Annotated in this window: 38 protein-coding genes and 1 pseudogene; 37 read left to right on the top strand and 2 right to left on the bottom strand. The window is 41.6% G+C overall.

The annotated features are described in order from the left end of the window. Nucleotides 1–542 precede the first annotated feature (542 nt). The 37 genes from rpsJ to rpsI all read left to right on the top strand — a co-directional run bounded on the left by rpsJ (nt 543) and on the right by rpsI (nt 20,373). Complete coding sequence (gene rpsJ / locus ACE1TI_RS19555) at nt 543–851, top strand: 30S ribosomal protein S10 (RefSeq protein ID WP_091587315.1); 309 nt, start codon at nt 543–545, stop codon at nt 849–851. A gap of 43 nt (nt 852–894) precedes the next feature. Beyond that, nucleotides 895–1,527 carry a 50S ribosomal protein L3 gene (gene rplC / locus ACE1TI_RS19550; protein WP_375009212.1) on the top strand — a complete coding sequence of 211 codons (633 nt, stop codon included), beginning with the start codon at nt 895–897 and terminating at the stop codon, nt 1,525–1,527. Nucleotides 1,528–1,551: 24 nt separating this feature from the next. Further along, a complete protein-coding gene (gene rplD, locus ACE1TI_RS19545; RefSeq protein ID WP_375009211.1) occupies nt 1,552–2,175 on the top strand; it encodes a 50S ribosomal protein L4 in 624 nt (207 codons plus the stop codon). After that, nucleotides 2,175–2,462 carry a 50S ribosomal protein L23 gene (gene rplW, locus ACE1TI_RS19540; RefSeq protein ID WP_375009210.1) on the top strand — a complete coding sequence of 96 codons (288 nt, stop codon included), beginning with the start codon at nt 2,175–2,177 and terminating at the stop codon, nt 2,460–2,462. The genes rplD and rplW overlap by 1 nt, the downstream gene beginning before the upstream one ends. 27 nt (nt 2,463–2,489) lie before the next feature. Further along, nucleotides 2,490–3,323 (top strand): 50S ribosomal protein L2, encoded by an 834-nt coding sequence (gene rplB, locus ACE1TI_RS19535; protein ID WP_375009209.1) that lies wholly within the window; start codon nt 2,490–2,492, stop codon nt 3,321–3,323. Nucleotides 3,324–3,380: 57 nt separating this feature from the next. Beyond that, nucleotides 3,381–3,659 (top strand): 30S ribosomal protein S19, encoded by a 279-nt coding sequence (rpsS, locus tag ACE1TI_RS19530; protein WP_375009208.1) that lies wholly within the window; start codon nt 3,381–3,383, stop codon nt 3,657–3,659. A gap of 20 nt (nt 3,660–3,679) precedes the next feature. After that, complete coding sequence (rplV, locus tag ACE1TI_RS19525) at nt 3,680–4,021, top strand: 50S ribosomal protein L22 (protein WP_375009207.1); 342 nt, start codon at nt 3,680–3,682, stop codon at nt 4,019–4,021. Between the two features lie 3 nt (nt 4,022–4,024). Further along, the gene (gene rpsC / locus ACE1TI_RS19520; RefSeq protein ID WP_375009206.1) at nt 4,025–4,684 is read left to right on the top strand and encodes a 30S ribosomal protein S3; all 660 of its coding nucleotides are present in this window, start codon (nt 4,025–4,027) and stop codon (nt 4,682–4,684) included. 2 nt (nt 4,685–4,686) lie between these two features. Continuing rightward, nucleotides 4,687–5,121 carry a 50S ribosomal protein L16 gene (gene rplP / locus ACE1TI_RS19515; RefSeq protein ID WP_375009205.1) on the top strand — a complete coding sequence of 145 codons (435 nt, stop codon included), beginning with the start codon at nt 4,687–4,689 and terminating at the stop codon, nt 5,119–5,121. Continuing rightward, nucleotides 5,111–5,314, top strand: a complete 204-nt coding sequence (rpmC, locus tag ACE1TI_RS19510; RefSeq protein WP_375009204.1) for a 50S ribosomal protein L29 — start codon at nt 5,111–5,113, stop codon at nt 5,312–5,314. Before rplP ends, rpmC begins: the two co-directional genes overlap by 11 nt. 24 nt (nt 5,315–5,338) lie before the next feature. Continuing rightward, nucleotides 5,339–5,602: a 30S ribosomal protein S17 gene (gene rpsQ / locus ACE1TI_RS19505; protein WP_091587298.1), complete on the top strand. Its 264-nt coding sequence runs from the start codon at nt 5,339–5,341 to the stop codon at nt 5,600–5,602. Nucleotides 5,603–5,638: 36 nt separating this feature from the next. Next, nucleotides 5,639–6,007: a 50S ribosomal protein L14 gene (gene rplN, locus ACE1TI_RS19500; protein ID WP_375009203.1), complete on the top strand. Its 369-nt coding sequence runs from the start codon at nt 5,639–5,641 to the stop codon at nt 6,005–6,007. Between the two features lie 46 nt (nt 6,008–6,053). After that, nucleotides 6,054–6,380: a 50S ribosomal protein L24 gene (gene rplX, locus ACE1TI_RS19495; protein WP_375009202.1), complete on the top strand. Its 327-nt coding sequence runs from the start codon at nt 6,054–6,056 to the stop codon at nt 6,378–6,380. A gap of 26 nt (nt 6,381–6,406) precedes the next feature. Then, on the top strand, nt 6,407–6,946 hold the full coding sequence (gene rplE / locus ACE1TI_RS19490) for a 50S ribosomal protein L5 (protein WP_375009201.1): 540 nt from the start codon (nt 6,407–6,409) through the stop codon (nt 6,944–6,946). A 33-nt stretch (nt 6,947–6,979) separates the two neighbouring features. Then, on the top strand, nt 6,980–7,165 hold the full coding sequence (gene rpsN / locus ACE1TI_RS19485) for a 30S ribosomal protein S14 (RefSeq protein WP_091275188.1): 186 nt from the start codon (nt 6,980–6,982) through the stop codon (nt 7,163–7,165). A 29-nt stretch (nt 7,166–7,194) separates the two neighbouring features. After that, the gene (rpsH, locus tag ACE1TI_RS19480) at nt 7,195–7,593 is read left to right on the top strand and encodes a 30S ribosomal protein S8 (RefSeq protein ID WP_375009200.1); all 399 of its coding nucleotides are present in this window, start codon (nt 7,195–7,197) and stop codon (nt 7,591–7,593) included. Nucleotides 7,594–7,623: 30 nt separating this feature from the next. Further along, nucleotides 7,624–8,160 (top strand): 50S ribosomal protein L6, encoded by a 537-nt coding sequence (gene rplF, locus ACE1TI_RS19475; RefSeq protein ID WP_375009199.1) that lies wholly within the window; start codon nt 7,624–7,626, stop codon nt 8,158–8,160. 37 nt (nt 8,161–8,197) lie between these two features. Then, nucleotides 8,198–8,560, top strand: coding sequence for a 50S ribosomal protein L18 (gene rplR / locus ACE1TI_RS19470; RefSeq protein WP_375009198.1), 363 nt, complete (start codon nt 8,198–8,200; stop codon nt 8,558–8,560). Nucleotides 8,561–8,579: 19 nt separating this feature from the next. Next, nucleotides 8,580–9,077 carry a 30S ribosomal protein S5 gene (gene rpsE, locus ACE1TI_RS19465; RefSeq protein ID WP_375009197.1) on the top strand — a complete coding sequence of 166 codons (498 nt, stop codon included), beginning with the start codon at nt 8,580–8,582 and terminating at the stop codon, nt 9,075–9,077. Between the two features lie 13 nt (nt 9,078–9,090). Continuing rightward, nucleotides 9,091–9,279: a 50S ribosomal protein L30 gene (gene rpmD, locus ACE1TI_RS19460; RefSeq protein WP_375009196.1), complete on the top strand. Its 189-nt coding sequence runs from the start codon at nt 9,091–9,093 to the stop codon at nt 9,277–9,279. A gap of 32 nt (nt 9,280–9,311) precedes the next feature. After that, the gene (gene rplO / locus ACE1TI_RS19455; protein ID WP_375009195.1) at nt 9,312–9,752 is read left to right on the top strand and encodes a 50S ribosomal protein L15; all 441 of its coding nucleotides are present in this window, start codon (nt 9,312–9,314) and stop codon (nt 9,750–9,752) included. After that, nucleotides 9,752–11,041, top strand: a complete 1,290-nt coding sequence (secY, locus tag ACE1TI_RS19450) for a preprotein translocase subunit SecY (RefSeq protein ID WP_375009194.1) — start codon at nt 9,752–9,754, stop codon at nt 11,039–11,041. The genes rplO and secY overlap by 1 nt, the downstream gene beginning before the upstream one ends. Nucleotides 11,042–11,113: 72 nt before the next feature. Next, on the top strand, nt 11,114–11,767 hold the full coding sequence (locus ACE1TI_RS19445) for an adenylate kinase (protein ID WP_375009193.1): 654 nt from the start codon (nt 11,114–11,116) through the stop codon (nt 11,765–11,767). Then, nucleotides 11,764–12,510, top strand: coding sequence for a type I methionyl aminopeptidase (gene map, locus ACE1TI_RS19440; protein WP_375009192.1), 747 nt, complete (start codon nt 11,764–11,766; stop codon nt 12,508–12,510). Before ACE1TI_RS19445 ends, map begins: the two co-directional genes overlap by 4 nt. A 17-nt stretch (nt 12,511–12,527) precedes the next feature. Then, complete coding sequence (locus ACE1TI_RS19435) at nt 12,528–12,836, top strand: RNA-binding protein (RefSeq protein WP_375009191.1); 309 nt, start codon at nt 12,528–12,530, stop codon at nt 12,834–12,836. Nucleotides 12,837–12,840: 4 nt separating this feature from the next. Beyond that, nucleotides 12,841–13,059: a translation initiation factor IF-1 gene (gene infA / locus ACE1TI_RS19430; RefSeq protein WP_375009190.1), complete on the top strand. Its 219-nt coding sequence runs from the start codon at nt 12,841–12,843 to the stop codon at nt 13,057–13,059. A gap of 83 nt (nt 13,060–13,142) precedes the next feature. Then, on the top strand, nt 13,143–13,256 hold the full coding sequence (gene rpmJ / locus ACE1TI_RS19425; RefSeq protein WP_026702374.1) for a 50S ribosomal protein L36: 114 nt from the start codon (nt 13,143–13,145) through the stop codon (nt 13,254–13,256). Between the two features lie 21 nt (nt 13,257–13,277). Next, the gene (gene rpsM / locus ACE1TI_RS19420; protein ID WP_375009189.1) at nt 13,278–13,643 is read left to right on the top strand and encodes a 30S ribosomal protein S13; all 366 of its coding nucleotides are present in this window, start codon (nt 13,278–13,280) and stop codon (nt 13,641–13,643) included. A 24-nt stretch (nt 13,644–13,667) separates the two neighbouring features. Further along, the gene (gene rpsK, locus ACE1TI_RS19415) at nt 13,668–14,060 is read left to right on the top strand and encodes a 30S ribosomal protein S11 (protein ID WP_375009188.1); all 393 of its coding nucleotides are present in this window, start codon (nt 13,668–13,670) and stop codon (nt 14,058–14,060) included. A gap of 187 nt (nt 14,061–14,247) precedes the next feature. Next, nucleotides 14,248–15,192, top strand: a complete 945-nt coding sequence (locus ACE1TI_RS19410; RefSeq protein ID WP_375009187.1) for a DNA-directed RNA polymerase subunit alpha — start codon at nt 14,248–14,250, stop codon at nt 15,190–15,192. A 48-nt stretch (nt 15,193–15,240) separates the two neighbouring features. After that, on the top strand, nt 15,241–15,606 hold the full coding sequence (gene rplQ / locus ACE1TI_RS19405) for a 50S ribosomal protein L17 (protein ID WP_375009186.1): 366 nt from the start codon (nt 15,241–15,243) through the stop codon (nt 15,604–15,606). Nucleotides 15,607–16,095: 489 nt separating this feature from the next. After that, complete coding sequence (locus ACE1TI_RS19400) at nt 16,096–16,884, top strand: energy-coupling factor transporter ATPase (RefSeq protein ID WP_375009185.1); 789 nt, start codon at nt 16,096–16,098, stop codon at nt 16,882–16,884. A gap of 3 nt (nt 16,885–16,887) precedes the next feature. Beyond that, nucleotides 16,888–17,748, top strand: a complete 861-nt coding sequence (locus ACE1TI_RS19395) for an energy-coupling factor transporter ATPase (protein ID WP_375009184.1) — start codon at nt 16,888–16,890, stop codon at nt 17,746–17,748. A 5-nt stretch (nt 17,749–17,753) separates the two neighbouring features. Then, nucleotides 17,754–18,551 (top strand): energy-coupling factor transporter transmembrane component T family protein, encoded by a 798-nt coding sequence (locus ACE1TI_RS19390; RefSeq protein WP_375009183.1) that lies wholly within the window; start codon nt 17,754–17,756, stop codon nt 18,549–18,551. 15 nt (nt 18,552–18,566) lie between these two features. Then, nucleotides 18,567–19,337, top strand: coding sequence for a tRNA pseudouridine(38-40) synthase TruA (truA, locus tag ACE1TI_RS19385; RefSeq protein WP_375009182.1), 771 nt, complete (start codon nt 18,567–18,569; stop codon nt 19,335–19,337). Nucleotides 19,338–19,522: 185 nt separating this feature from the next. Beyond that, nucleotides 19,523–19,960 (top strand): 50S ribosomal protein L13, encoded by a 438-nt coding sequence (gene rplM / locus ACE1TI_RS19380; protein ID WP_375009181.1) that lies wholly within the window; start codon nt 19,523–19,525, stop codon nt 19,958–19,960. Nucleotides 19,961–19,980: 20 nt separating this feature from the next. Further along, nucleotides 19,981–20,373: a 30S ribosomal protein S9 gene (gene rpsI / locus ACE1TI_RS19375; protein ID WP_375009180.1), complete on the top strand. Its 393-nt coding sequence runs from the start codon at nt 19,981–19,983 to the stop codon at nt 20,371–20,373. Between the two features lie 1,117 nt (nt 20,374–21,490). On the opposite strand, the pseudogene ACE1TI_RS19370 reads toward rpsI, so the two are convergent. Both ACE1TI_RS19370 and ACE1TI_RS19365 read right to left on the bottom strand, forming a co-directional pair. After that, nucleotides 21,491–22,987, bottom strand: a pseudogene (locus tag ACE1TI_RS19370) (Tn3 family transposase); the annotation flags it as partial. Next, complete coding sequence (locus ACE1TI_RS19365; protein ID WP_375009213.1) at nt 22,893–23,096, bottom strand: transposase; 204 nt, start codon at nt 23,094–23,096, stop codon at nt 22,893–22,895. The pseudogene ACE1TI_RS19370 and the gene ACE1TI_RS19365, both read right to left, overlap by 95 nt. Nucleotides 23,097–23,125: the final 29 nt, after the last annotated feature.

Below are 23,125 nucleotides of genomic sequence, written 5' to 3'. Positions count from 1 at the left end.
AGTTAGTTGGACGAGGAAGATCCATTTGGATGATCCGAAGATATTATTACTATTAATTTTGAATGCCGGGACTGTGGGAAGAAAGATGAGGTCCCTGATTTTGTAGTGGAAGAATTTCAGATGGGTCGAAAGGAGAAAAAGTAGAAACAGTGTGCCCGTACTGTGATGGCACCATGCGAAGAGCGAAGAATATCCCAAGAGATTAATCATCTCTTGGGACGGAAGTAATCGCGTTAGCGAATTTGCTCTTGTGAAGAAATTTATATAAGCAAGAATAATTTTTGGCCAGATATAAAATTTCTAAAACAATATACAAAGGAATTTTAAAAACTTCTTGCATTTAGCAAGCAAAATCCTTATAATAGATAAAGTGTGACCATGGACTGTGTCTTTATTTAAGGGTTAATTCCCTCAGCACAGCACGTGTTCAGGCGATGATGTGAAAGGTTGCCGATACACCCGGCCCCTTTGCCATGGTTGGGGATTGGAAAATTTTCACGGAGTATGTCTGTAAAAAAATCGGGCGAAAAGGAGGGCTCATAATGGCAAAAGAAAAGATCCGCATTCGTTTAAAGGCTTATGATCACCGTGTACTTGATCAATCTGCCGAAAAGATTGTTGAAACTGCAAAACGTTCTGGTGCAGGTGTTTCAGGACCAATTCCACTTCCGACGGAAAAGTCCGTATACACTGTTCTTCGTGCGACTCACAAGTATAAAGATGCTCGTGAGCAATTTGAAATGCGCACACACAAACGTTTGATCGACATCGTAAGTCCAACACCGCAGACGGTCGACGCACTCATGCGTTTGGATCTGCCATCAGGTGTAGATATTGAAATTAAACTCTAAGAAAATAGAAAATAAATTATTAACAATTTAGGAGGTGTGACTGATGACCAAAGGAATCTTGGGCAGAAAAATTGGCATGACCCAGTTGTTCAACGATAATGGTGAACTTCTTCCGGTCACAGTCATTGAAGCTGAGCCAAATGTTGTGCTTCAAACAAAGACAGCAGAGTCTGATGGTTATGAAGCTGTTCAGCTTGGTTTCATTGACAAAAAAGAAAATCGCGCAAACAAGCCTGAAAAAGGCCACGCTGACAAAGCAAGTTCAGCTCCCAAGCGCTACGTACGTGAAATCCGCGAGGTAAACAGCGGAGATTACGAAGTTGGTCAGGAAGTCAAAGTAGATACATTTACTGACGGAGAAATTGTGGATATTACAGGAACATCCAAAGGGAAAGGTTTTCAAGGTGCGATTAAGCGTCACAACCAATCCCGCGGACCAATGACCCACGGTTCCCGATACCACCGTCGTCCTGGTGCGATGGGTCCAATCGATCCTAACCACGTTCTAAAAGGGAAAAAGCTACCTGGACGTATGGGCGGTAAGACAGTAACTGTGCAAAACCTTGAGATCGTAAAAGTTGATCCGGAGCGCAACCTTATTCTTGTTAAAGGTAATGTACCCGGAGCAAAGAAAAGTTATGTAACGGTTAAAAGTGCTGTAAAAGCAGCGAAATAATGTTTGAAGAAAGGAGGCTCCATCATGCCTAAAGTAGCATTGTTAAACCAGACCGGCTCTAAGGTCGGCGACATTGAATTGGCTGATGCCATTTTTGGTATTGAACCAAATGAAAATGTTCTTCATGATGCCGTCGTAATGCAGCAGGCATCCCTTCGCCAGGGGACTCACAAAGTGAAGAACCGTTCTGAACGAAGAGGAGGCGGACGTAAGCCATGGCGCCAGAAAGGTACTGGACGAGCTCGCCAAGGGTCTATTCGTTCCCCACAATGGGTTGGAGGAGGAATCGTATTCGGTCCTACTCCACGTCAATACAGCTATAAACTACCAAAGAAAGTTCGCCGTTTAGCTATCAAATCAGCACTTTCTACAAAAGTAAAAGAGGGTGCTATTGTTGTAGTGGATAACTTGCAGCTTGAAGCTCCAAAGACCAAAGAAATGATTAGCATTTTATCGGGTCTATCTGTAGACGAAAAAGCATTGGTAGTTACAGCTGACTATAATGAACAGGTTGCACTGTCAGCACGTAATATTCCTGGAGTGACCTTCACAACTGTTAACGGCGTGAATGTTTTAGAGTTACTAAAACATGACAAGTTAGTAATTACGCAAGAGGCAGTGGAGAAGGTAGAGGAGGTGCTCGCATAATGGAAGCACGCGATGTAATTAAGCGCCCCGTCATCACTGAACGTTCTGCTGATCTAATGGATGAGAAAAAATATACGTTTGAAGTTGACGTGAAAGCAAATAAAACACAAATCAAAAAAGCCATTGAAGAGATTTTCGAAGTGAAAGTGGAAAAAGTCAACACTCTAAATTATAAAGGAAAGTTCCGCCGTTTCGGACGTTATACTGGCTATAAGCCAAAACGTAAAAAAGCCGTAGTTACACTTACTGCGGACAGTCAGGAACTTGAATTCTTCGAAGGCGTATAAACCAACGAGTGAAGGAGGGAAATAATTATGCCTATCAAGAAGTATAAACCGACTACAAACGGCCGTCGTCATATGTCTGTTAACTTACAAACAGAAGTAACAACAGACCAGCCTGAAAGATCTTTACTTGAGCCCCTCCACAAAAAAGCTGGACGGAACAATCAAGGAAGAATCACAGTTCGCCACCAAGGCGGCGGTCATAAGCGTCATTACCGTGTTATCGATTTTAAGCGTGATAAAGATGGAGTACCGGGTCGAGTAGCAACAATTGAGTATGACCCAAACCGCTCTGCAAATATCGCACTTATTCATTATAATGATGGGGAAAAGCGTTACATTTTAGCCCCTAAAGGCTTGAAAGTAGGCCAAGAGGTTGAATCTGGACCAAATGCTGATATTAAAGTTGGTAATGCTCTACCGCTTACTAACATTCCAGTAGGTACAGTTATTCACAACATTGAACTGAAACCAGGTCGCGGAGCTCAATTGGTACGTTCTGCAGGAGCAGAAGCACAAGTGCTAGGTAAAGAAGGGAAATATGTACTTGTACGCCTCCGCTCTGGAGAAACACGCCTGATCCTTTCTACTTGCCGTGCTACAATTGGTCAAGTAGGTAATCTTGAGCATGAGCTTGTGAATATCGGGAAAGCTGGTCGTTCACGTTGGCTCGGTAAGCGCCCTGTTGTTCGTGGTTCTGCTATGAACCCAAGCGATCACCCTCACGGGGGCGGGGAAGGACGTGCCCCAATTGGACGAAAATCACCAGTTTCACCTTGGGGTATGCCGACTGTTGGTTACAAAACCCGCAAGAAGAACAAAGACACAGACAAATATATCGTACGTCGCCGTCGTAAAAAATAACGGGATTGAGCTGCGGTTCTTACGAATCGCAGAGCAATCGCGAAAGGAGGTTTCCTTATGGGTCGCAGCTTAAAAAAAGGACCTTTTGTCGATGACCACTTGATGAAAAAAGTGGAAAACCTAAATGAAAAAAATGATAAGCAAGTTATTAAAACTTGGTCGCGTCGTTCTACAATTTTCCCTGATTTTGTAGGTCACACTATCGCAGTTTATGATGGACGCAAACATGTCCCAGTTTATGTTTCTGAAGATATGGTAGGTCATAAGCTTGGTGAATTCGCACCAACAAGAACGTTTAAAGGCCACAAAAATGACGACAAGAAAACCAAACGGTAAACAGAGGGGAGGTTCTCTAAATGCAAGCTAAAGCAGTTGCTAAACAAATCCGCATTGCCCCTCGTAAAGCACGGTTAGTCATTGATCTTATCCGGGGCAAGGAGGTCGGTGAAGCAATCGGCATTTTGAAAAACACACCAAAAGCTGCTTCTCCGATCATCGAAAAAGTATTAAACTCTGCCATTGCAAACGCGGAGCACAATTATGAAATGGAGCCGGAGGATCTCTATATCAGCGAAGCATATGTTGATGAAGGGATCACTTTGAAACGTTTCCGTCCGCGTGCCATGGGTCGTGCAACACGTATTAATAAACGCACAAGCCACATTACTGTAGTGGTAAAAGAAAAGAAGGAGGGATAATGCGTGGGTCAAAAAGTAAATCCAGTAGGACTTAGAATTGGTGTCATTCGTGACTGGGATTCTAAATGGTATGCTGAAAAAAACTATGCAGACTTGCTTCACGAAGATGTAAAAATTCGTGAGTATATTGAAAACAGACTCAAAGATGCCTCTGTCTCCACAATAGAAATTGAACGTGCAGCAAAGCGCGTTAATATTACTATTCATACGGCTAAACCAGGGATGGTTATTGGCAAAGGCGGCTCTGAAGTTGAGGCATTGCGTAAAGCTCTTAATGATTTAACAGGCAAAAGAGTTCATATCAACATTGCGGAAGTTAAACAAGCTGATCTTGATGCAAGATTGGTTGCAGAAAATATTGCACGCCAGCTTGAAAATCGTATTTCGTTCCGCCGTGCAATGAAGCAATCTATTCAACGTACAATGCGTGCCGGTGCTCGTGGAATTAGAACGGAAGTATCCGGTCGTCTTGGCGGTGCAGATATCGCTCGTAACGAAAGCTACAGTGAAGGTACTGTTCCACTCCACACCTTGCGTGCAGACATTGATTATGGCACTGCAGAAGCAGACACAACTTACGGTAAACTTGGTGTGAAGATTTGGATTTATCGTGGAGAAGTCCTTCCATCGAAAGGTGCTAACAACGAGGAAGGAGGAAAATAATTATGCTAATGCCAAAACGTGTCAAATATCGTCGTGAACATCGCGGCAGAATGAAAGGCCGTGCCAAAGGCGGTACTGAAGTTTCTTTTGGTGAGTATGGTCTTCAAGCTCTTGAAGCTTCATGGATCACGAACCGTCAAATTGAAGCAGCTCGTATTGCTATGACTCGTTACATGAAACGTGGCGGTAAAGTTTGGATCAAAATTTTCCCGGATAAACCTTACACTGCTAAACCATTAGAAGTACGTATGGGTTCTGGTAAAGGTGCTCCTGAAGGCTGGGTAGCTGTTGTAAAACCGGGCAAAATTATGTTTGAAATTGCAGGTGTTTCTGAAGAGGTTGCTCGTGAAGCACTTAGACTTGCGTCTCACAAACTTCCTATCAAAACCAAGTTTGTAAAACGCGAAGAAGTGGGTGGTGAGGCAAATGAAAGCTAATGAATTGAGAAACTTGACCACAGCAGAAGTAGAAGAACAAACAAAGTCTCTAAAAGAGGAGCTCTTTAACCTGCGCTTCCAGCTCGCAACAGGTCAACTAGATAACCCTGCCCGAATTCGCAACGTCCGTAAGAATATTGCTCGCGCCAAAACTGTTTTGCGTGAACGTGAGCTTGGAATTAATAAAGGATAAAAATGAGAGGAGGTTTGGCAGACCATGGCTGAACGCAACCAGCGTAAAGTATACAATGGACGTGTTGTTTCGGATAAAATGGATAAAACCATTTCGGTCCTTGTAGAAACCTATAAAATGGATTCTCTCTACGGAAAACGCGTTAAATATTCTAAGAAATTCAAAGCACATGATGAAAACAATGAAGCAAAAAAAGGTGACATTGTAAAGATTATGGAAACTCGCCCACTTTCCAAAGATAAACGCTTCCGTTTAGTGGAAATCGTGGAAGAAGCAGTGATCATCTAATTTATCTTTCTCTGGTGAAGGGAGGTTACGCAGACTATGATTCAACAAGAAAGTCGTTTGAAAGTTGCAGATAACTCTGGCGCACGTGAAGTGCAATGCATTAAAGTGCTTGGCGGATCCGGACGTAAATCAGCAAACATTGGCGATATGATTGTCTGTTCTGTAAAGCAAGCAACACCTGGTGGCGTTGTCAAGAAAGGTGAAGTTGTTAGAGCGGTAATTGTACGTTCTAAAAGCGGTGCTCGCCGTCCAGATGGTTCTTACATTCGCTTTGATGAAAATGCAGCAGTTATTGTTCGGGACGACAAAAGCCCAAGAGGTACTCGTATTTTCGGACCTGTAGCTAGAGAGCTACGTGAAGAGCAATATATGAAAATCGTATCCCTGGCTCCGGAAGTACTTTAATAGAAAAGAATATAAATCGGTCATGCCTGACTAAGGAGGTGCGATTATGTCTCAACCTAAACTCCACGTGAAAAAGGGCGATAAGGTAAAAGTAATTACTGGTAAAGATAAAGGTCAAGAAGGAGTTATTCTTCAAGCCTATCCAAGCGAGCAGCGTGTACTGGTAGAAGGCGTGAACATCGTAAAAAAACACGCAAAACCATCACAGGAAAATCCGCAGGGAGGAATTCTTAACCAAGAAGCTCCAATTCACGTTTCTAATGTGATGCCTCTTGATCCTAAAAGCGGTGAGCCTACCCGAGTAGGTTTTAAAGTAGAGGACGAAAAAAAAGTGCGCATCGCCAAAAAATCCGGCGAGCCCCTTGATAAGTAAGTCAGTTAAGAAAGGAGGGCAATCCAATGAACGCTCTAAAAGAGAAATTTAAGAACGACATTGTTCCTCATTTGCACAGCAAATATGAGTACTCCTCGGTAATGGGAGTCCCTAAAATCGAAAAAATTGTTATTAACATGGGTGTGGGTGATGCCGTACAAAACCCGAAAGCCCTTGATAAAGCGGTAGAAGAGCTCACTGAAATTACCGGTCAAAAACCACTTATTACAAAAGCTAAAAAATCCATCGCTGGATTTAAACTGCGTGAAGGTATGCCAATCGGTGCAAAAGTTACTCTTCGCGGAGAGCGTATGTACGATTTCTTAGAAAAGCTTATCCATGTTGCTCTCCCGCGTGTTCGTGACTTCCGCGGTGTATCTAATAAAGCTTTTGACGGACGTGGAAACTACACACTTGGAGTAAAAGAGCAGTTGATTTTCCCTGAAATCGAATACGATAAAGTGGATAAAGTACGCGGTATGGACATTGTAATTGTAACTACGGCTGAAAATGATGAAGAAGCAAGAGAATTATTAACTCAAATGGGAATGCCATTTCAAAAATAACCCAAAAAAACAACGAAGGAGGGAATACGGACCTTGGCAAAAAAATCAATGATCGCCAAACAGCAGCGTCCCCAAAAGTTCAAAGTGCGTGAGTACACTCGTTGTGAGCGTTGCGGACGTCCTCATTCCGTCATCCGTAAATTCAAACTTTGCCGAATTTGTTTCCGTGAACTTGCATACAAAGGACAAATTCCAGGCGTGAAAAAAGCCAGCTGGTAAGCCCGATATAGGGAAGGAGGTAAATCGATATGGTCATGACAGATCCAATTGCAGATATGTTGACTCGTATTCGTAATGCGAACACTGTACGTCACGAAAAATTGGAACTCCCTGCATCTAACCTGAAAAAGGAGATTGCGGAAATCCTTAAGAACGAAGGTTTCGTTCGTGACGTAGAAAGTATTGAAGACAATAAACAAGGAATTCTTCGTATCTTTTTGAAATACGGAGCTGACAATGAACGTGTTATCACGGGCCTTAAGCGTATTAGTAAGCCAGGGCTGCGTGTGTATGCAAAAGCTGATGAAATTCCACGTGTCCTAGGCGGTCTTGGAATTGCAGTTATTTCTACATCTAAAGGTGTAATGTCTGATAAAGAAGCACGCAAGCAGCAGGTAGGCGGCGAAGTGCTTGCTTATATCTGGTAATAAATTGTGTAAGAACGGAGGTGCAAAGTAATGTCTCGTATTGGTGTTAAACCTATTCAAATTCCGGACGGCGTTACTGTAACAATGAACGGCAATACCGTTACAGTTAAAGGGCCAAAAGGAGAACTTACTCGAGAGCTTCATCAGGATATTAATGTTAATATTGGTGATGATGAAATTACATTCGAAAGACCTTCTAATCATAAAGAGCATCGCTCTCTTCATGGAACGACACGCAGTGTGGTAAACAACATGGTAGAAGGTGTAACAAAAGGTTTTGAAAAAGGACTTGAGCTTGTCGGTGTCGGTTACCGTGCTTCTAAGTCTGGAAATAAACTCGTACTAAATGTTGGATACTCTCATCCAGTTGAATTTGAACCGGAAAACGGTGTTGAAATCGATGTACCTTCTAACACGAAAGTCGTGGTAAAAGGCATCGATAAAGAACGCGTAGGTGCAGCTGCATCAAATATCCGTTCCGTACGTACTCCAGAACCTTATAAAGGAAAAGGTATTCGCTACGAAAACGAATATGTACGTAGTAAGGAAGGTAAGACTGGTAAGTAATGTTTAGGGAACGGTTTTACGAAAGGAGGAGCGATTCATGACCACTAATTCTACGAAGTACGTAAAACGTAAGAAGCGCCATGCAAGTATTCGTCAGAAAGTACAAGGAACTTCTGAGCGTCCGCGTTTAAACGTATTCCGTTCTTCCAAGCATATTTATGCTCAGTTGATTGACGATGTAAAAGGGGAAACAATTGTGGCCGCTTCAACATTGGAAAACGATATAGACGTGAAGAATGGTGGAAACAAAGAAGCAGCAGCCAAAGTCGGTGAAGTAATAGCTAAGCGTGCTTCCGAAAAAGGATATGACGCTGTTGTGTTTGATCGTGGTGGCTTTGTATATCACGGAAGAGTAGAAGCTCTTGCAGAAGCTGCACGGGAAAACGGATTGAAATTTTAAAGTGTAAGGAGGGAAAAGAATGCAAATCGATGCTAGCAAGCTTGATGTGGAAGAAAGAGTAGTAGCCATTAATCGTGTAGCGAAAGTTGTAAAAGGTGGTCGTCGATTCCGCTTTGCAGCTTTGGTTGTAGTTGGTGACCGTAACGGTCATGTTGGTTTTGGGATGGGAAAAGCTTTGGAGGTTCCAGAAGCGATCCGTAAAGCAGTTGAGAATGGCAAGAAAAATATGGTTGAAGTACCAAGAGTAGGAACGACCATTCCTCATGAGATTGTTGGGCACTATGGGGCAGGAAACGTACTGTTGAAACCTGCTGCAGAAGGTACTGGAGTTATTGCAGGCGGACCAGTCCGTGCTGTACTTGAACTTGCCGGAATCACAGATATTCTCTCCAAATCTCTTGGTTCCAACAACCCGATCAATATGGTTCGCGCTACCATTCAAGGGCTTACTGAGCTTAAAACAGCTGAAGAAGTCGCTAGACTACGTGGTAAAAGCGTTGAAGAATTGTTAGGATAAGGAGGGATACGATATGGCAAAAAAAGTAGAAATCACCCTCAGCCGCAGTCTCATTGGCCGCCCGGAAGAACAGCGTGTGACGATTAAAACGCTGGGTCTTCGGAAAGTTAACCATACAGTGGTGAAAGAAGATAACCCCGCTATACGCGGAATGATCAATAAAGTATCTCATTTGGTAACTGTAAAAGAATTGGATGCATAAACGTTACATCTAAGTGATAAGGAGGTGTCAGCATGAAACTTCATGAGTTGAAACCTGCAAAGGGATCTACTAAAACTCGTAACCGGGTAGGACGTGGTGCTGCTTCTGGAAACGGAAAAACATCCGGACGTGGAGAAAAAGGTCAAAAAGCTCGTTCCGGCGGAGGAGTGCGTCCTGGTTTTGAAGGCGGCCAGAATCCGATATACAAACGTCTGCCTAAACGCGGTTTCACAAATCCGACCCGTAAAGAGTTCGCGATCGTGAATGTTGAAACATTGAACCGTTTTGAAGCAGGTACAGAAGTTACTCCGGAATTTCTTGTCAAAGAAGGCGTCATCAACAATACAAAAGACGGTGTAAAAGTTCTGGGTAATGGAAGTTTGGAAAAAGAACTTAACGTAAAAGCGAACAAGTTCTCTGCTTCCGCAATAAAAGCGATTGAAGCGGCCGGCGGAAAAACAGAGGTGATCTAATGTTCCGCGCAATTTCAAATATATTTCGCGTGAGTGATTTAAGAAGTAAAATCTTTTTCACTCTAGCTATGTTATTTGTTTTTCGAATCGGCAGCTTCATTCCGGTTCCCGGTTCTAACAACGACGTCTTAAACTTCGCAGATCAAGCGAACGCGTTTGGATTTTTAAACACGTTTGGAGGCGGCGCCCTCTCGCAATTTTCTATATTTGCTATGGGGGTTATGCCTTATATCACGGCTTCGATTGTTGTGCAGCTTTTACGAATGGACGTCGTTCCAAAATTCACCGAATGGGCAAAGCAAGGGGAAGCGGGCAGGCGAAAACTGGCACAGTTTACTCGTTATTTCACCGTTATTCTTGCTTTTATTCAAGGTTTAGGAATGTCTATTGGATTTAATAATATTTTTAATGGATTAATTCCTGATCCGAGCATTCCGAAGTACATTTTTATTGCATTAGTAATGACAGCTGGTACAGCTTTTTTAATGTGGCTTGGGGAGCAAATTACTGCTAAAGGAGTGGGCAATGGCATTTCCATTCTCATTTTTGCAGGGATTGCAGCTGGTATTCCAAGCGGGGTCAACCAGATTTATGCTACTCAGATACAAGATGCTGATCAGCTTTTCATGGGTATAGTGACCGTGCTGTTATTGACTATTGCTGTATTAGCAATTATAGTCGGAGTTATTTATGTACAGCAGGCTCTTCGTAAATTACCGATTCAGTATGCAAAACGTTTGGTTGGACGCAGCCCTGCAGGCGGACAATCGACGCATCTACCTTTAAAAGTTAACTCTGCCGGAGTTATCCCGGTCATTTTTGCATTATCGCTGTTTATCTTTCCACCAACAGTGGCTGGTTTTGTTGGAGAAGATCATCCAGTAGCACGTTGGATTATACAAAACTTTGATTATACCCAGCCATTTGGTATGGTTGTTTATGCAGCTTTAATTATTGGATTTACGTATTTCTATACGTTTGTACAGGTTAACCCGGAACAAATGGCAGAAAATCTTAAAAAACAAGGCGGTTACATTCCAGGGATCCGCCCAGGAAAAACGACGGAAACGTATATTCGAAGAATTTTGTACCGTTTGACTTTCGTTGGCGCTTTATTCCTTACTGTCATTTCGGTTATTCCTGTATTTTTCACAACACAAATGGGGCTTCCGCAAACTATTCAGATTGGTGGTACTGGCTTGCTGATCGTTGTTGGTGTGGCTCTGGATACCATGAAGCAGATTGAAAGTCAGTTAATACAACGAAGCTATAAAGGCTTTATTAAATAGATAGAATTTAGGGGGAGGGGTGAGTACGTTCGCCTTGCCCCTGGCTGAAATCGGATTGATGGAGGAGATATCATGAATTTGATATTAATGGGGCTTCCTGGTGCTGGAAAAGGCACACAAGCCGAAAAAATTGTACAGAAGTATGAAATTCCGCATATTTCTACAGGTGACATGTTTCGCGCAGCCATTAAAGAAGAAACACCACTAGGCAAAGAAGCAAAATCTTATATGGATGCCGGTGAACTAGTGCCTGATAAAGTTACTGTAGGTATCGTAAAGGAAAGACTTGGGAAAGATGATTGCAAAGCAGGTTTTCTTCTAGATGGATTTCCGCGTACTGTCGCTCAGGCAGAAGCACTCGAAGACATTCTTTCTTCTTTAGACAAAAGCCTGGATTACGTTATTAACATCGATGTTTCAAGAGAAGATCTTGAAGAACGGCTAACCGGCCGTCGTATTTCTCCAACATCAGGTAGAACGTACCATGTTAAATATAATCCCCCGAAAGTGGAAGGAATTTGCGACGTGGATGGCAGTGAACTCGTCCAGAGAGACGACGATAAGCCAGAAACTGTCAAAAAACGTCTGGATGTAAATATTGAACAACAGCAGCCTCTGATTGATTTTTATGAAGAAAAAGGGTATCTTCGTAATATTGATGGAGATCAGGATATTAATAAGGTATTTGAGGACATTGAAGAACTGCTGAAAGGACTTCATGCATGATTATTTGTAAAACGGATCGAGAACTCGATATAATGCGGGAAGCAGGTAGAATTGTTGCGGTAACGCATCAAGAGCTGCAAAAGCACATTCAACCAGGTATCACTACAAAAGAGTTGGATAATATTGCGGATAAGTCGATCCGTCAACATGGGGCAATCCCATCATTTAAAGGCTACGGTGGATTTACTGGCAGCATTTGCGCTTCAGTAAATGAAGAGTTGGTACATGGAATTCCGGGTGACCGGGTTTTAAAAGAGGGCGACATTATTTCAATTGATGTCGGGGCCAAGTATAATGGTTATCACGGAGATTCTGCCTGGACGTATCCGGTAGGGAGTATATCCAGGGAAGATGAGCGCTTGCTTGATGTGACTGAAAACTCTTTGTATAAAGGGTTGAAAGAAGCAAAACCCAAGGAACGCTTATCAAACATTTCTCATGCTATTCAAACTTACGTAGAAACAAATGGTTATTCTATTGTACGCGAATACGTAGGGCATGGAGTAGGGCAGGAATTGCATGAAGACCCGCAGATTCCGCATTTTGGCCCCCCGGGTAAGGGTCCAAGGTTAAAGCCGGGAATGGTATTGGCTGTGGAACCGATGGTCAATGCTGGAGAGCGGTATGTTCATACGCTCTCAGATAACTGGACAGTGGTCACAACTGATGGCAAGAACTGTGCTCATTTTGAACACACGATTGCAATAACCACTACAGGCTATGAAATACTGACGAAAGCCTGAATAAAGGTGATGACTGGATGAAAGATTCTGAATCGCCGCCCGAAGTCGGTCAAGTGGTCCGTATTGTAAGAGGACGGGAAGCCGGCAACTTTGCGGTAGTCATTGGAGTTTTGAATGATCGTTTTCTCCTCTTAGCTGATGGAGAAAAACGAAAATTCGATCGTGCTAAAAAGAAAAACATTAACCATGTAGAAATCTATTCGCATCTCTCCAATGAGGTCAGACGAAGTATTGAAGAAACCGGACGTGTAACCAATGCAAAATTAAGGTATGCTCTGCTTTACTTTTTGAAAGAGCAGCCAGAATTACTGAAGGAAGGAGAGTAAATTCATGGCCAAAGATGATGTTATTGAAATGGAAGGAACAGTTATCGAACCCCTTCCGAACGCCATGTTTCGAGTGGAGCTTGATAATGGGCATAAAATTCTAGCTCATGTATCTGGGAAAATTCGTATGCACTTCATTCGAATTCTTCCTGGGGACAAAGTGACTGTGGAAATTTCGCCATATGACTTATCCCGCGGACGGATTACGTACCGCTATAAATAAAATGCAGTCATAAAAGACTGGATATGAGTCCGAACTACGTTTACTCTCGCATGTACTCCGCGCAGTTAAGGAGGTAAATGGACATGAAGGTGAGACCATCTGTCAAACCAATATGTGAAAAATGCAAAGTCATTCGCCGTAAAGGAACGGTAATGGTTATTTGCTCAAATCCAAAGCATAAACAAAAACAAGGATAATATTAAAGGAGGTGTCGATTAATGGCACGTATAGCAGGTATTGATATTCCTCGCGATAAGCGAATCGCAATATCCCTTACGTATGTGTACGGTATTGGTAAATCTCTTGCTCTTGAAATCCTCAAGGACGCTGGTGTAGATCAAAATACACGGGTTCGTGATTTAACTGAAGAAGAACTAGCTCAAATCCGTACTGCCGTAGAAAATCATACGGTTGAAGGGGACCTTCGCCGCGAAAAATCACTAAACATCAAACGTTTGATTGAAATTGGAAGCTACCGTGGTCTTCGTCATCGTCGCGGGCTCCCAGTCCGTGGTCAGAACACGAAGAACAATTCTCGTACTAGAAAAGGCCCTCGTCGAACAGTAGCAAACAAGAAAAAATAATAAAGTAAAGGAGGTAAATGGACCATGGCAAAAGCTAAAACAAATACTCGTAAACGTCGTCAGCGTAAAAATATAGAATCAGGAATTGCCCATATCCGTTCTACTTTTAACAACACTATCGTGACGATTACAGACACACAGGGGAATGCTCTTTCTTGGGCAAGTGCAGGCGCCCTCGGATTTAAAGGTTCCCGTAAATCCACTCCTTTTGCTGCTCAAATGGCTGCAGAGACAGCATCGAAGGCAGCAATGGAGCATGGCTTGAAAATAGTTGAAGTAGCTGTTAAAGGACCTGGAGCCGGCCGTGAAGCTGCTATTCGTTCTTTGCAAGCTACAGGACTAGATGTTAGTGTCATCCGCGATGTGACTCCGGTACCTCATAATGGCTGCCGCCCACCGAAACGTCGCAGAGTTTAACCCGCAGAAGTATAGTTTTTCCTGAACTGTCAATAATGGGTAAGGCTAAGCATAGGACGGAACCCCTTACGCATTGTTGACGAGTAAGGCTAGTAATGTGATCGGGACTGCCTAATGCAAAATTCCGGATAGACGGGGATAGCCTTCTGCCGGAGTTTGGACGTTTTGAAGGAGGGTATTTTAAAGAATGATCGAAATCGAAAAGCCTAATATCGAAACGGTTGAAGTAAGCGAAGATGCTAAATACGGCAAGTTTGTCGTAGAGCCGTTAGAACGTGGTTACGGTACAACTTTAGGAAATTCCTTGCGTCGTATCCTATTATCCTCCCTTCCAGGAGCTGCTGTTACGACAATTCAAATCGATGGAGTGCTTCATGAGTTTTCAACCATTGAAGGGGTTGTGGAGGATGTCACTACTATCGTTTTGAATTTGAAAAAGCTTGCCCTGAAGATATACTCCGATGAAGAAAAAGTGCTTGAGATTGATGCACAGGGCGAAGGCGTTGTCACCGCTAAAGAAATTACGCACGATAGTGACGTAGATATTCTTAATCCGGATTTGCACATCGCTACGCTTACAGAAGGTGCAAACTTTCATATGCGTTTAACAGCCCAGCGTGGACGCGGCTATGTTCCTGCTGAAGGAAATAACAGCGAAGATCTGCCTATTGGGGTGCTCCCTATTGACTCTATCTATACACCAGTAGCCCGGGTTAACTATCAAGTTGAAAATACCCGTGTTGGTCAAATTACAAACTATGACAAGCTGACGCTTGATGTTTGGACAGATGGAAGCATCCGCCCTGAGGAAGCAGTTTCACTTGGTGCAAAAATCATGAATGAGCATCTTAATATATTTATCGGGCTCACGGATCAAGCACAAAATGCCGAAATTATGGTTGAAAAAGAAGAGGACCAGAAAGAAAAAGTACTTGAAATGACTATTGAGGAGCTTGATCTTTCTGTTCGTTCTTACAACTGTTTAAAACGGGCCGGTATTAATACTGTGCAGGAACTGACGCAAAAATCGGAAGAAGATATGATGAAAGTCCGAAACCTTGGCCGAAAGTCTCTAGAAGAAGTTCAAGAGAAACTAGGCGAACTTGGCTTGGGGCTTCGCAAGGAAGAATAAAATCAAAGAACTATATCAATAGTGTCTCGGAAAAGGAGGGGAATATACATGTCTGCATACGCAAAGCTTGGACGTGATAGTTCTGCACGCAAAGCACTATTCTGTGACCTTGCGACAGATCTTATCATCAATGAGCGTATTGAAACTACTCAAGCAAAAGCTAAAGAATTGCGTCCTATCATCGAAAAGATGGTAACACTTGGGAAGCGTGGAGATCTACATGCACGCCGCCAAGCTGCTCAATTCATTCGCAAAGAAACAGCAGATGAGGAAAATGGAAAAGATGCAGTGCAAAAGCTGTTTGACGAGATTGCGCCTCGTTATGAAGAACGACAAGGCGGATATACTCGCGTTTTAAAAGTAGGTCCTCGCCGTGGGGATGCTGCGGAAATGGCCATCATTGAGTTTGTATAAACAGGGCTTCTATGTTGGTTATGGCTTGCGGACTGCAGGTTAAGCAGCTGGTTCCGTACGATTGGTACGAGGGCTGTTTTCTTATAACAGTCAATGATGGGTTTTTAAACGAATTGCTTTACGGGCAGAGGGCATACTGCCCAGACGTTTCGTTTCCACTTTCTTTCTTAAAAACCACCTATAATTTAATCATCTGTAAGGGCAGGACTGAACCTATTCAGGTTATAACGTCTGTGCCCTTTTTTTATAACAAAGGAAAACCTATTTATTGACTGTTACGTACCGGGATGATCTCGTATCAGAAAGCTGCAGGATTGCGTTTTAAAAAGTAAAAGCATACATGTCGAGAAGCTCTGTGTTCAATATGCTATTGTTTCTGGATAAGCAGATATAGAGGGCTTGTGTTCTATTTGTTAACCTAATATAATGATTTTGTTGACAATAGTGCGGATTATATGGAAGCGGGTGACAGTGATGGGAGCCGTATGCTTGCAAGATGTCTTCTTTCGATATGACGAAGAGGGTCCCTGGGTATTACAACAATTAAATGCCGGGGTTCAACAGGGAGAATGGATAGCTGTTATCGGTCCAAACGGTTCGGGGAAATCTACACTGTCCAGGCTATTTAATGGATTATATATTCCATCTCACGGTGAAGTACTTATAGAGGGTCAATCTACAAAGAGACAGGAAAATCTGTCAGCAATCCGCAAACATGTTGGAATGGTGTTTCAAAATCCAGATCATCAGTTTGTTGCTCCTACGGTAAGGGATGATATAGCATTTGGAATGGAGAATGCCGGGGTGGACCGTGAAGAGATGGTATATAGAATAGATCAGGCAGCGCAGCAAACCGGGGTCGAAAATATTTTAGAATCAGAGCCTCACCGTCTGTCGGGCGGCCAGAAGCAACGAGTTGCAATTGCTGGAGTACTTGCGCTACATCCTAAAATTATGGTATTGGATGAAGCTACTTCTATGCTAGATCCTAAAGGAAGACAAGAAGTCATGGGAACTGTTGAAAGTCTTCATAAAACGCAAAAGGTGACTATCGTTTCAGTGACTCATCATCTTCATGAAGCGATGTTTGCTGACCGAATATGGTATATGGAAGAAGGAAGAATTGCATTGAATGTCAGATCTGACCAGCTGATATCCCAATTAAAGTGGCTCAAAAATAAAAATATTCCTCTTCCCTACGGTTTTGAATTGTTAGAAGCATTGCGGAGCCGAGATATAGCCACGTCCTCACTAGAAGCATTTATTAGGAGAATATAAAGGATGAAGATCGTATTTGAACAGGTAACACATGTTTATATGGAAAAAACACCTTTTGAAACCTATGCATTAAAAGACGTTTCTGTTTCATTTCCGGAAAGGTCTTTCTCGGCTGTAATTGGAAGGACAGGCTCGGGTAAGTCCACTTTAGTTCAGCATATTAACGGACTTATAAAACCTACTAATGGCCGGATAATAATTGGTGATCAGGTTATTGAACCACATACAAAAAGAAAGCATTTAAAGTCCTTACGAAAAAAAGCAGGGATTGTCTTTCAATATCCGGAACATCAATTATTTGAAGACACGGTAGAAAAAGATTTACTTTTTGGACCAAAAAATGTTGGAATGAACCTGGAAAGTAAGAAAAAAGATCTTCCAGAACTGCTGGAACTTGTAGGGTTAAATGAATCGTTTCTCGATCGTTCTCCTTTTGATTTAAGTGGAGGTCAAATGAGAAGAGTAGCTATCGCCGGTGTGCTTGCAATGGATCCAGAAATACTAATTCTGGATGAACCTACAGCGGGTCTTGACCCAAAAGGGCAAGAAGAAATTCTATCCTTGTTTAAAGAGTGGCACCGTCAAAAGAAAACAACGACCATTATGATTACTCATCAAATGGAAGAAGTATCTAGCTTAGCTGAACAAGTGGTTGTTATGGATGACGGTAAAATAGCAATGGAAGGATCTCCAGAAAATATATATAAACGAGAAAAAGAGTTAAAAGATATGAATTTAGATGTTCCTGAAGGTGTAAAAGTATTAAAATACCTAGAAGAAGAATCAGGGGTTTCATTTTCAGAATGGTCTTTAACCCCAGAGGAAGCTGCGGACGAACTAATGATGCAGCTTAAGAAGGAGTAAAAAGCATGTTTGAACATGTGATAATTGGTCAATATTTACCTGGCCGTTCTTTTTTACATAGAATGGACGCCAGGGCAAAATTGGTAACTGTTTTTTTATTTATTTTTATTATTTTTATGATGAACACATGGACTGGATATGGTTTGTTATGGGCTGGAGCATTTATTATATATTCTTTGTCTGGTATACCGTTTCGATATATTCGCAAAGGGTTGTTCCCCATATTTATATTAATTATATTTACTTTTTTTCTCCATGCTTTTTTTACGAAAGAAGGAGAAATTCTTATTTCTACAGGGGTTTTCACTTTATATAAAGGTGGAGTGGAACAGGGGCTGTTTATAGCCTTCAGGCTGCTTTTACTCGTATTTATTACCTCTCTTTTGACATTGACAACCAGTCCTATTGATTTAACAGATGCCCTTGAACAGTTGTTTACACCTTTAAGGCGTATTAGAGTACCAGCTCATGAAATAGCTTTAATGATGTCAATTGCTATACGTTTTATTCCTACTTTGCTGCAGGAAACAGAAAAAATTGTAAAAGCTCAATCAGCAAGAGGTGCAGATTTTAATAAAGGCACGTTCAAAGAGCGGTCTCAAGCCTTTGTGGCGTTACTGGTACCTTTATTTGTCCGCGCATTTAAGCGAGCAGAAGATCTTGCTTTCGCCATGGAAGCACGCGGCTATAACGGAGGAAAGGGCAGAACAAAGCTCCGTCAATTAACCTGGTCATTTCGCGACAGTGCAGCTTGTACAGCTGTGGTTGTGTTTGGGATCTTTTTGCTTTTTTTCAGGGGTTAAGGAGAGATAAAATCGATGCAAAGAGTAAAAGCTGTGGTTAGTTATGAAGGTACATTTTTTTCAGGATGGCAAAAACAGCCGCAAGCACGGACTGTCCAGGAAGAAATAGAAACGGCCTTAACTAAAATTCATAAGGGTCAAGAAACAAGAGTAACTGCTTCAGGGAGAACAGATGCTTTCGTTCATGCAATTGCCCAAGTTATTCATTTTGATACTTCATTATCTATACCCGCCGAAAAATGGTCTAAAGCAATCAACAGCCATTTACCGGAAGATATACTAATTAAAGACGCCAGTTATACTAATTTCGATTTTCATGCACGTTTTGATGCTGTAGAAAAAGAATACCGTTATCGGGTTCTTCCTAAACGAGAAAAAGATATATTTAGGAGAAATCATACTTTTTTTTACCCTTATCCGATAGAAGTGGATGAAATAAAAAAAGCTGCAGCTTATCTTAAAGGGACTCATGATTTCTCATCTTTTTGTGCTTCTGGAACTGATGTAGTGAATATGGTAAGGACGGTTCACAGAGCAGAAGTACTGGAAAATGGGGATGAACTGCAATTCATTTTTCGGGGGAATGGATTTCTTTATAACATGGTCCGCATTATGGTAGGAACGTTGCTTGAAGTAGGCAAGGGATTGAGAAAAGCGGAAGACATTCCTGAGGTTATTGAAGCAAAAAAGCGAAGTGCAGCTGGAAAAACAGCACCTGGCCATGGATTATATTTATGGGAAGTATATTATGAAGATTACCAGGGTTTAAGGAACGTAAGCAATTAAACTCCTGTTTTATGATTTTATTAAAAAAACAACGTTACCTGGTGTAGCAAAGCATTGACATTCGCTTTATTGTGTTATATGATGTTATATGGCATTTCACGTCCCACAGCCCCGGGATCGGAAATGATGAACGTAATTGACATGTGAAAATAAATGTATGAAAAGTGATTTAGGAGGGACAATGAATGCGTACGACATATATGGCTAAGACCGGCGAAGTAGAGCGCAAGTGGTATGTAGTTGACGCTCAAGGGCAGACCTTGGGACGTCTAGCCAGTGAAGTAGCTTCTATTCTTCGCGGTAAAAATAAGCCTCAATATACACCGCATATAGATACTGGAGATAATGTGATCATTATCAATGCAGAAAAGATTGAACTTACCGGAAAGAAGCTTCGTGACAAAATGTATTACAGTCACAGCCAGTATCCTGGTGGTTTGAAGGAAACTCGCGCATCCGAAATGCGTGCGAGAAAGCCGGAAAGAATGCTTGAGCTTGCAATTAAAGGTATGCTTCCTAAAGGACCACTTGGACGCAAGCAAGCGAAAAAGCTTCATGTATATGCAGGACCAGAACACAATCATCAAGCACAACAGCCTGAGAAGTACGAACTTCGCGGCTAAATTAAAGGGAGGGTATTATTTTGGCACAAGTGCAATATTACGGTACTGGACGTCGTAAGAACTCTGTTGCCCGTGTATTTGTTGTCCCTGGCGACGGCAGTATCACGATTAATAATCGCGACATTGATGAATATTTTGACCTTGAAACACTAAAGCTTGTTGTTAAGCAGCCTCTTGCAGAAACAGGCACAGAAGGTCAGTATGATGTAAAAGTAAACGTAAATGGTGGAGGATTTACAGGACAAGCAGGTGCTATCCGTCATGGTGTAGCCCGTGCTCTTCTTGAAGTGGATCCTGATTTCCGTAAGCCGCTTAAGAACGCTGGATACCTCACTCGCGATGCCCGCATGAAAGAGCGTAAGAAATACGGTCTTAAAGCAGCTCGCCGTGCTCCTCAGTTCTCCAAGCGTTAATTACGCCTTTATACCAAGAGTTATGCCCTCTTTGCTCTCATGTAGCAGAGAGGGTTTTTTCATGCTTATTATGTGGAATGAATACCGTTGTACTCCAAAAGTTTTGAAGTAGAAAGGAATTTCCTCCCGGCTCTTCATTAAAAACTCATGTAATTATTGAACATATTGCTAACATGGGTATAGATATCCATAGCGGCGGTTTGAATATCCTTATGACCTAACCTAACTTGACTTTTGCTCCAGCTTCAAGCAATAAGCTGGCATGAGTATGTCGGAAACCATGGACATTTATCTGTGGAAGATTAGGGTAATTTTTATAAATTTGCAGAAGTTTATCGTTTAAGTGATTTAAGCTGCAATAGTCGATGGTTGCACATCGTAAAGAACAGGATGATTTTTATCTTCATTGAAACAGAAGGAAAGTTTACTATACCTTTGTATTTGCTCTGTACGCCATTTTGTTAATACTTGGAGGGTTTTTTATCATCAACACTAATTATACGCCGTGATCGAGCTTCTTTTTGAGGTTAGAACCTGCTTTTTGCCGTTAGTATGAGTTAGAATCTTTTTGAAGCTGATAGTTTTATTAACAAATTCCACGCGCTCCTGTAAAAGCTAGTAAACGAAGTGTGAGTCATAAAATCACCTTTGATCGTGTCAAGGAACAGCTGCAACTCCTTCTTGGTGAAAAAATTTTCTTCATACTCTAGATATTTCTTATCATCAAGCGGATTTTAGTGGTACTTTTTCGAAGGACGACTAAACAGTCCCTTATAAATTTCATGTCTAGAAAATGAGTATAATTTGAGCAGGAGTAAATGACAGAAAAGTAGTGACAGAAGGGGTTAGGTATGAAAGACTATGGAAGATAGCATTCTTTGTTATAAAACTAAAGTAAAGAGTAAAGCTAAAATAAACTAGTTGTTAAACTAGTTTACACGTTATTTATTCTCATAAAATTAGTATATAAACTAGTTTATTTTTATGCGTATCTTTATGATCAAAGCGAATCACTTAACCTTTAAACAAACGTTTGATTAATTCTGTAACTGCTAAACTAAAATAGTCAATTATTGCTCAATAAGATTGAACACTTTTTGCCAAAAAATCAATCATTCCATATAAAAGCCCCTTTCCCTGTTCCATAATGAGGATTTGATTCTGCATGTAAAGACGAAACACCAACTTGAACTCGCATTCCATCTGAAGAAGAGGTACTTCCGTCACCCCAATAAGAAGCGAGTTCTCTATGATGATGAAAATTAACTAATGTTGCCTGGGCCCGATTTCATGGCATCTTCATACATTCTCCACTGTGCTACATTGGCCATTTGACGATAGGAAATACCAGGTGTAGCCTCAGCCATTTTCGTCAAACCGATATTCGTATCCATGGCAATTATGGTAGCCATCAAGATACTTTTTTCCTCTTGACTTGGAGGCTTTCCAGTGGAGGCATGAGTGAATTGTTCGTCAAAACCTGTCCATTTGCTACTTCTAAAAGGAGATCAGTGAGTTTAATTCGTGGAAGCATTCCGTACAAAGATAAGCTGTACGTCCTTGCTTCTTCTGGAACATCCTTTTCTAGCCTCTGAACATATAACTTTCCCTTTTCAATATGAACACCTTCAAGATCACTACTGTTTTCTCTCTCATCTAAATACTCCTCAACAGACAAAGGAACAGCAAGATTGATTTCATTAGGATTAAGACTTTTTCAATCTGTATATGACACCAGGTAATCATCAAAATCTTTATGTTGACAGCTGCCAACAACGGATACATCACCTGAACGAATATAATTTCTCAACTCAGTTAAGACAGCCATTTCATAATAGTGGCGATTAATATTTCCATCTTCATTGTATACGTGTTTTTGCCATCGGTTTGAAACAAAACTTAATGGGGCACCTTCAGGTACCTTTCGTTTGCCCGACTCGTTCATGTTATGTATAGTATCGGCCGATTTCGTAGAACGGAAATTCAAAACTTTAAGTAAAGTAGGAGTATATTTACGTAAATAAAAAAATCGTTTTTCTAACAAATCAAGGTAGTCATAATTAATAGGTCTTGATAAATCTTTTGCTTCTTCTACAGATTTAACAATTTTTTCCCAAGGCATTACTTCTTCTAAGGCTGCAAAGGGATCGAGTCCTTTTTTACGTGCTTTAATTAATGCAGCACCTATGTCAACAAAATGGATGACCTTTTCATTAAGTTGTTTTCCATTTTGTTTTTGTAATTCCTCTTGCGCTTTTCCCCCTTTAGACTGAAGATTCATGATTTGTCGATCGTGTATTTCAATCGCTTGATCAATTAAATCATGCCTTAGATCCAAAAGATAAGCCACAAGGATACTATATTTTTTAGTATCTTCAAATCGACGGAAGGCATAAGGTTCATATCTTGCTCCTAGTCTCGATAATTGTCGCAGACGATTGGGATGAATACCTGTGGTATCAATGGATAAATCGAAATCTCGAATGTATTCTAGTCGATCAATTACTCTTAAAAACGTTTCAGGAGAAGATTGACCCGGAATCTCTTTTAACCATGCCAGAGGGGTTTTTCCGTTTTTGTTCGTTACAAGTATATGATCCATTTTTCGTTTTTGTTGCTCTAAGAGCTACCCAGCCGAACTCCACGTGGACTTTTTCCAGCCCTCGCAGGAGGAATCGCTGGTACCCGAGGTTTTGTTTGACATGACCAAATACACTCTCCACGTCCGTTTTTCGGCGCGCGTAGAGTGTTC

The organism is Alteribacillus sp. JSM 102045 (genome assembly GCF_041949975.1).
Classification (GTDB): Bacteria; Bacillota; Bacilli; order Bacillales; family Marinococcaceae; genus Alteribacillus.
Note: the sequence above shows the minus strand (reverse complement) of the source record. Positions and strands in the feature narration are given on the sequence as shown.

What these genes read in the sequence shown, in the direction of transcription:
- rpsJ (WP_091587315.1), top strand. Translation starts at nt 543, where the DNA reads ATGGCAAAAGAAAAGATCCGCATTCGTTTAAAGGCTTATGATCACCGT.
- rplC (WP_375009212.1), top strand. Translation starts at nt 895, where the DNA reads ATGACCAAAGGAATCTTGGGCAGAAAAATTGGCATGACCCAGTTGTTC.
- rplD (WP_375009211.1), top strand. Translation starts at nt 1,552, where the DNA reads ATGCCTAAAGTAGCATTGTTAAACCAGACCGGCTCTAAGGTCGGCGAC.
- rplW (WP_375009210.1), top strand. Translation starts at nt 2,175, where the DNA reads ATGGAAGCACGCGATGTAATTAAGCGCCCCGTCATCACTGAACGTTCT.
- rplB (WP_375009209.1), top strand. Translation starts at nt 2,490, where the DNA reads ATGCCTATCAAGAAGTATAAACCGACTACAAACGGCCGTCGTCATATG.
- rpsS (WP_375009208.1), top strand. Translation starts at nt 3,381, where the DNA reads ATGGGTCGCAGCTTAAAAAAAGGACCTTTTGTCGATGACCACTTGATG.
- rplV (WP_375009207.1), top strand. Translation starts at nt 3,680, where the DNA reads ATGCAAGCTAAAGCAGTTGCTAAACAAATCCGCATTGCCCCTCGTAAA.
- rplP (WP_375009205.1), top strand. Translation starts at nt 4,687, where the DNA reads ATGCTAATGCCAAAACGTGTCAAATATCGTCGTGAACATCGCGGCAGA.
- rpmC (WP_375009204.1), top strand. Translation starts at nt 5,111, where the DNA reads ATGAAAGCTAATGAATTGAGAAACTTGACCACAGCAGAAGTAGAAGAA.
- rpsQ (WP_091587298.1), top strand. Translation starts at nt 5,339, where the DNA reads ATGGCTGAACGCAACCAGCGTAAAGTATACAATGGACGTGTTGTTTCG.
- rplN (WP_375009203.1), top strand. Translation starts at nt 5,639, where the DNA reads ATGATTCAACAAGAAAGTCGTTTGAAAGTTGCAGATAACTCTGGCGCA.
- rplX (WP_375009202.1), top strand. Translation starts at nt 6,054, where the DNA reads ATGTCTCAACCTAAACTCCACGTGAAAAAGGGCGATAAGGTAAAAGTA.
- rplE (WP_375009201.1), top strand. Translation starts at nt 6,407, where the DNA reads ATGAACGCTCTAAAAGAGAAATTTAAGAACGACATTGTTCCTCATTTG.
- rpsH (WP_375009200.1), top strand. Translation starts at nt 7,195, where the DNA reads ATGGTCATGACAGATCCAATTGCAGATATGTTGACTCGTATTCGTAAT.
- rplF (WP_375009199.1), top strand. Translation starts at nt 7,624, where the DNA reads ATGTCTCGTATTGGTGTTAAACCTATTCAAATTCCGGACGGCGTTACT.
- rplR (WP_375009198.1), top strand. Translation starts at nt 8,198, where the DNA reads ATGACCACTAATTCTACGAAGTACGTAAAACGTAAGAAGCGCCATGCA.
- rpsE (WP_375009197.1), top strand. Translation starts at nt 8,580, where the DNA reads ATGCAAATCGATGCTAGCAAGCTTGATGTGGAAGAAAGAGTAGTAGCC.
- rpmD (WP_375009196.1), top strand. Translation starts at nt 9,091, where the DNA reads ATGGCAAAAAAAGTAGAAATCACCCTCAGCCGCAGTCTCATTGGCCGC.
- rplO (WP_375009195.1), top strand. Translation starts at nt 9,312, where the DNA reads ATGAAACTTCATGAGTTGAAACCTGCAAAGGGATCTACTAAAACTCGT.
- secY (WP_375009194.1), top strand. Translation starts at nt 9,752, where the DNA reads ATGTTCCGCGCAATTTCAAATATATTTCGCGTGAGTGATTTAAGAAGT.
- ACE1TI_RS19445 (WP_375009193.1), top strand. Translation starts at nt 11,114, where the DNA reads ATGAATTTGATATTAATGGGGCTTCCTGGTGCTGGAAAAGGCACACAA.
- map (WP_375009192.1), top strand. Translation starts at nt 11,764, where the DNA reads ATGATTATTTGTAAAACGGATCGAGAACTCGATATAATGCGGGAAGCA.
- ACE1TI_RS19435 (WP_375009191.1), top strand. Translation starts at nt 12,528, where the DNA reads ATGAAAGATTCTGAATCGCCGCCCGAAGTCGGTCAAGTGGTCCGTATT.
- infA (WP_375009190.1), top strand. Translation starts at nt 12,841, where the DNA reads ATGGCCAAAGATGATGTTATTGAAATGGAAGGAACAGTTATCGAACCC.
- rpmJ (WP_026702374.1), top strand. Translation starts at nt 13,143, where the DNA reads ATGAAGGTGAGACCATCTGTCAAACCAATATGTGAAAAATGCAAAGTC.
- rpsM (WP_375009189.1), top strand. Translation starts at nt 13,278, where the DNA reads ATGGCACGTATAGCAGGTATTGATATTCCTCGCGATAAGCGAATCGCA.
- rpsK (WP_375009188.1), top strand. Translation starts at nt 13,668, where the DNA reads ATGGCAAAAGCTAAAACAAATACTCGTAAACGTCGTCAGCGTAAAAAT.
- ACE1TI_RS19410 (WP_375009187.1), top strand. Translation starts at nt 14,248, where the DNA reads ATGATCGAAATCGAAAAGCCTAATATCGAAACGGTTGAAGTAAGCGAA.
- rplQ (WP_375009186.1), top strand. Translation starts at nt 15,241, where the DNA reads ATGTCTGCATACGCAAAGCTTGGACGTGATAGTTCTGCACGCAAAGCA.
- ACE1TI_RS19395 (WP_375009184.1), top strand. Translation starts at nt 16,888, where the DNA reads ATGAAGATCGTATTTGAACAGGTAACACATGTTTATATGGAAAAAACA.
- ACE1TI_RS19390 (WP_375009183.1), top strand. Translation starts at nt 17,754, where the DNA reads ATGTTTGAACATGTGATAATTGGTCAATATTTACCTGGCCGTTCTTTT.
- truA (WP_375009182.1), top strand. Translation starts at nt 18,567, where the DNA reads ATGCAAAGAGTAAAAGCTGTGGTTAGTTATGAAGGTACATTTTTTTCA.
- rplM (WP_375009181.1), top strand. Translation starts at nt 19,523, where the DNA reads ATGCGTACGACATATATGGCTAAGACCGGCGAAGTAGAGCGCAAGTGG.